This is a genomic window from Gluconobacter sp. GP1 (assembly GCF_032913585.1).
In the GTDB taxonomy this organism is placed as follows: Bacteria; Pseudomonadota; Alphaproteobacteria; order Acetobacterales; family Acetobacteraceae; genus Gluconobacter; species Gluconobacter cerinus.
The window spans coordinates 3535-7038 of record NZ_JASGXC010000022.1 but is presented as its reverse complement, the minus strand read 5'-3'; the positions used below and the strand labels follow the sequence as shown (position 1 = coordinate 7038).

At 59.6% G+C, this 3504-nt stretch carries 6 protein-coding genes; all 6 read right to left on the bottom strand.

Annotated elements, in window-relative coordinates:
* Positions 1-118: 118 nt before the first annotated feature.
* From R5H23_RS16475 to R5H23_RS16450, 6 genes are read right to left on the bottom strand one after another with little or no spacing between them, the layout of a single operon-like run.
* The gene (locus tag R5H23_RS16475; RefSeq protein WP_317216093.1) at positions 119-490 is read right to left on the bottom strand and encodes a hypothetical protein; all 372 of its coding nucleotides are present in this window, start codon (positions 488-490) and stop codon (positions 119-121) included.
* On the bottom strand, positions 487-735 hold the full coding sequence (gene icmT / locus R5H23_RS16470; protein WP_010504824.1) for an IcmT/TraK family protein: 249 nt from the start codon (positions 733-735) through the stop codon (positions 487-489). Before icmT ends, R5H23_RS16475 begins: the two co-directional genes overlap by 4 nt.
* Positions 735-1850 carry an ATPase, T2SS/T4P/T4SS family gene (locus R5H23_RS16465; RefSeq protein ID WP_317216092.1) on the bottom strand — a complete coding sequence of 372 codons (1116 nt, stop codon included), beginning with the start codon at positions 1848-1850 and terminating at the stop codon, positions 735-737. Before R5H23_RS16465 ends, icmT begins: the two co-directional genes overlap by 1 nt.
* Positions 1847-2209, bottom strand: a complete 363-nt coding sequence (locus R5H23_RS16460; protein ID WP_317216091.1) for a hypothetical protein — start codon at positions 2207-2209, stop codon at positions 1847-1849. The genes R5H23_RS16465 and R5H23_RS16460 overlap by 4 nt, the downstream gene beginning before the upstream one ends.
* A complete protein-coding gene (locus tag R5H23_RS16455; RefSeq protein ID WP_317216089.1) occupies positions 2206-3339 on the bottom strand; it encodes a hypothetical protein in 1134 nt (377 codons plus the stop codon). The genes R5H23_RS16460 and R5H23_RS16455 overlap by 4 nt, the downstream gene beginning before the upstream one ends.
* Entirely contained in the window at positions 3339-3488 is a 150-nt protein-coding gene (locus R5H23_RS16450; protein ID WP_317216094.1) for a type IV secretory system conjugative DNA transfer family protein, read from the bottom strand. Before R5H23_RS16450 ends, R5H23_RS16455 begins: the two co-directional genes overlap by 1 nt.
* Between the last annotated feature and the right edge of the window lie 16 nt (positions 3489-3504).

Genomic DNA, 3504 nt, shown 5'->3' with positions numbered 1-3504 from the left:
CGTTCCCCTTCACGACGAATAGAAACGGACTGTGTGTCAGGGGGAACAGAAATGATCATCGCGGACCTCAGCAAGTTAGACGCCTGTGCAGTATCTGACAGGCGTTTGTGAGTGCGGATCAGCCCGTGACCGTCTGGGCGTAGGTCGTCAGAGCTTCGAGGGTGATGCGTCCCTCAGCATCGGCATTGGTTCTGAGCACAGCGTTGAGCGCCAGAAGAGCGATCGACAGCGGGACATGGTAGAGCCCGGTCAGTGTGTAGCCCGTCACGCTTAGTGTGTCTGGCTCGAGCTTGAGGCCGAAGCCGGCTCCTTTTGTTTCAGATCTCCAGAACTCCTCAGCGAGCCGGAGCAATACCGGAAGAAACACGTTTGTCTGGGTGACACGCCATGCAGGCAAAGTGCCAACGCCTGGAATGCCCGTCTCGAAGCGGTATCCCTGCGTTTCAATCAGGGCCGTGCAGCACCGCACCAGGTCATCAAGATCGCTCATGCGTAATCACGCTTTTTCCAGGAGGGAAGACGAGGGCGAACCGGGCCACACAGGATGACCCGGAGCATGCGCACGGCCACGGGTAGCGTAAGGCCGAGCCAGGCCAGCACGCTGAAGAACAGGACCCCGATTATGGCGAGGATAAACGTCCATTCGCGCATGTGAGCGATCCACAGAGCAAATGGTGCAAGCGCACGGGCGTCGATAATGAGAAGGCGGACCGGGTCCGCGGTAAAGCGCCACATCAGTTTTCTTCCTTCATGGCAGCGGCGGCGACGGCTTCTGTGATTCTGCCCTGTTTCACAGCCGCAGCGATGGATTGAGCGAAAGTCTGTCCGTGCTCTTCGACAGCGGCCTGCGTGATGTTCGGCCAGCGATCCTGGGGTGCGTCCAGCAGGCGGGTGCGAATGGCACGGGTCACGGGCAGGAACTCCCGAATGGGTGTCCTCTTGCCGTCGGTCGACTTCAGCAGCCTCTGGTTCACCAGAAGACGGAGGTTCTCGACGAACGAAATTGTCAGGCTGTCCCGCTGATCAGCGGGGCAGAGCGCCTGAACACGTCGGACAGTGGAAGAGCAGCTGTTCGTATGCAGAGAGCTCAGGAGGCGATGGCCAGAGATCCCGGCCTGGATCGACGCTTCCATGGTCTGGGGATCACGGCACTCGCCCACGACGATGTCGGTTGGCTCTCGACGCATGGACGCGCGGACAAATTCGGAAAAACTCCGGAGGTTCCGGGGAATCTCAAGTTGCGTGACCGCTGAGTTGCGACGTTCGACACGATCATAGAGGATCTCAAGGGGTGCTGAGGCTTCGATCAGGTTGCAGTGGATATCCGGGTCTTCAAGCCGGGCCCGGTTGATGCCGCCAATCAGTGTCGACTTCCCAGAGCCTGTGGCGCCGCAGATCAGAAAAATGCCCTGTTCTCCATGGAGCGCGTCCAGCAGTTGAGGCTCTACGTGCTGGTCCTCCAGGGGACGGGGAATGTCAACCAGGGGCCGGAAGGCCAGCGAAATGCCTGCATCCGCCCCGACCTGCGAGCTGACGGCATTCAGGCGAAAGGGATATCGCCTTTTTTTGCGATCAGGCCAGATTGTATGCCCGACGTCGATCGGATCACCGTTTTTGAGGTTGGTTACTCCCGTTGCTGACCGGAAGATGTAGTTGACCGCGTCCTCGACTTCCCCCGGCAGACTGGCGTCACGCGTGACCTGATGGTTTTCGCCATGAAGGCGCACCATCACGGGGGTGTCTGTCTGGATTTCGATCCGGGAGCACTCGGCCTCTGAGCACCAGATCAGGAACTGGTCCAGCATATTGCCCCGCAAAGGCTCGCCGTCGTGCGGCCACAACATGCTCATCGTGCCTTGTTCCCAAGACGGTTCAGTGTTTCGAACTCATGGATCACTCTCTGGTGGGTCCGGACCAGATCCTTGGGAAAGCTCTCGCGGTCTTCTCCGGGCGACACCCCACCCAGTAGCGCGTCCATGTAACGCGAAATTGGCTCAAGAAGGGACACAGGAGCCTTGGAAACGTCATACCCGTAGAAGGTCTTGCGAGACGCTACATGTTCGAGCTGAACAAGCGTCAGTGTCATCGCCCGGTCGAGCTGAAGGGCTGGTACGGCATAATGCTCTGCCACCCAGTCCCGGAGCGTGTAAGCCGCAATGCGCGCACGGATGAAATCAGGCATGAGGTTAAAAATTACGGAATCAGTCATGGTCTGCCGAAAGTCTTGAGAAGGCTGGAGATCTGGGGTGTCGTCAGAGGGCGTCCGGCAAGGCACTCTGCTTTCCAGTGTGCCAGTGCTGCTGCCGCTTCCGGGCAAGAGGCAATCGCCATGACATAAGGTGGGAGTCCGTCACGCGGATAGGACGCTGCGGAGAGAACGAGCCAGAGGTCGCGGTCCAGGAACTGGATGGCTGCGAAAAGCCCAGGGTTGACGACGCCGGCCTTGAGGCGTGCCTCCTGGAGAAGCGACAGGAGTGCTGGTCGCGTAAACGCATGTTGCTCAGCGATCTTCAGCGTCGAGCGGAAGCTCTCCTTCTTCAGCTGCTTATCAAGGGTAGCCACAAAGGATTTCGACACTTTCGCGAAGTTTGATGGCGCTCCGTCTTTTAAAGTGCCTTTCAGCTGCACAGAGAGGTTCTCCAGGACACTCTGTGCCTCATCTTTCCGGCGTTGAATGAAGAACGAGAAAGCGACGAACAAGCATTTTTCAGCGACCGACGCCTCCAGAGGCCCGCGCCAGGGACGACCAAGTTGCGCCTCCAGCGCCTGAAGAGTTGTCTCACGGAGCTGGGCAGCTGAGTTGCCTCGCACGTATCGTGCGCGCCATTCTTCAAGGTTCAGCGCAGGATCGAGAGGTGCCAATGGCGCTTCAGGAGGTGAGGGGCACACCAGCTTCAACCCTTTGCCAAGCCATGCTGCGCCCAAGGGATGGATCTCCGCGAGTGCTTTCTGCATGCCCTCGAGACCGAACCGTTTGCGGTGACGCTCCAGCGGCGCGCGGGTCAGGCAGAGGGCGGCGAGAATGACAAGCAGGACAAGAGCGGGCCATCGGAGCACTGACCCTGTCAGCGTGCAGAGTTCCCAGAGTGTCGATGCAGAGACACGCTCAGGGACGGCGTCCCCAAGATTGACAAGGACCGCGTCGTAACGGTGCGTGAAGAGTCCAATCAGCCTCAGCTCATAGCCCTGCACGAACAGGACGGCTTCGACGATCTGGGTGTGGAACTTCAACCAGAGCAGGAATGAAAACAGAGCAATTCCGACGCAGACGCCGATCAGCAGGCTGGCAATGCGCTCGGGATCGTGGGACCGCGTACTGGGAGCCGGGTTAACGGGCATTACTGGCCTCCTTCTGAAACGTGCCAGTGCGCGCGGTTCGCATCGAGACCAGGCTGACTGCGGATGCGAAGCTCCCGGTCATCGAGACGCATCAGATCTGCGCCGCCCTGGACGTCGCGGTGCAGCTGGGAGACCTCCGGGGCAGCCACCTTTCCGGCCCTTAAG

Bases quoted from the DNA above. Each gene is read 5' to 3' on its own strand.
- R5H23_RS16475 (WP_317216093.1), bottom strand. From the start codon at position 490: ATGAGCGATCTTGATGACCTGGTGCGGTGCTGCACGGCCCTGATTGAA.
- icmT (WP_010504824.1), bottom strand. From the start codon at position 735: ATGTGGCGCTTTACCGCGGACCCGGTCCGCCTTCTCATTATCGACGCC.
- R5H23_RS16465 (WP_317216092.1), bottom strand. From the start codon at position 1,850: ATGAGCATGTTGTGGCCGCACGACGGCGAGCCTTTGCGGGGCAATATG.
- R5H23_RS16460 (WP_317216091.1), bottom strand. From the start codon at position 2,209: ATGACTGATTCCGTAATTTTTAACCTCATGCCTGATTTCATCCGTGCG.
- R5H23_RS16455 (WP_317216089.1), bottom strand. From the start codon at position 3,339: ATGCCCGTTAACCCGGCTCCCAGTACGCGGTCCCACGATCCCGAGCGC.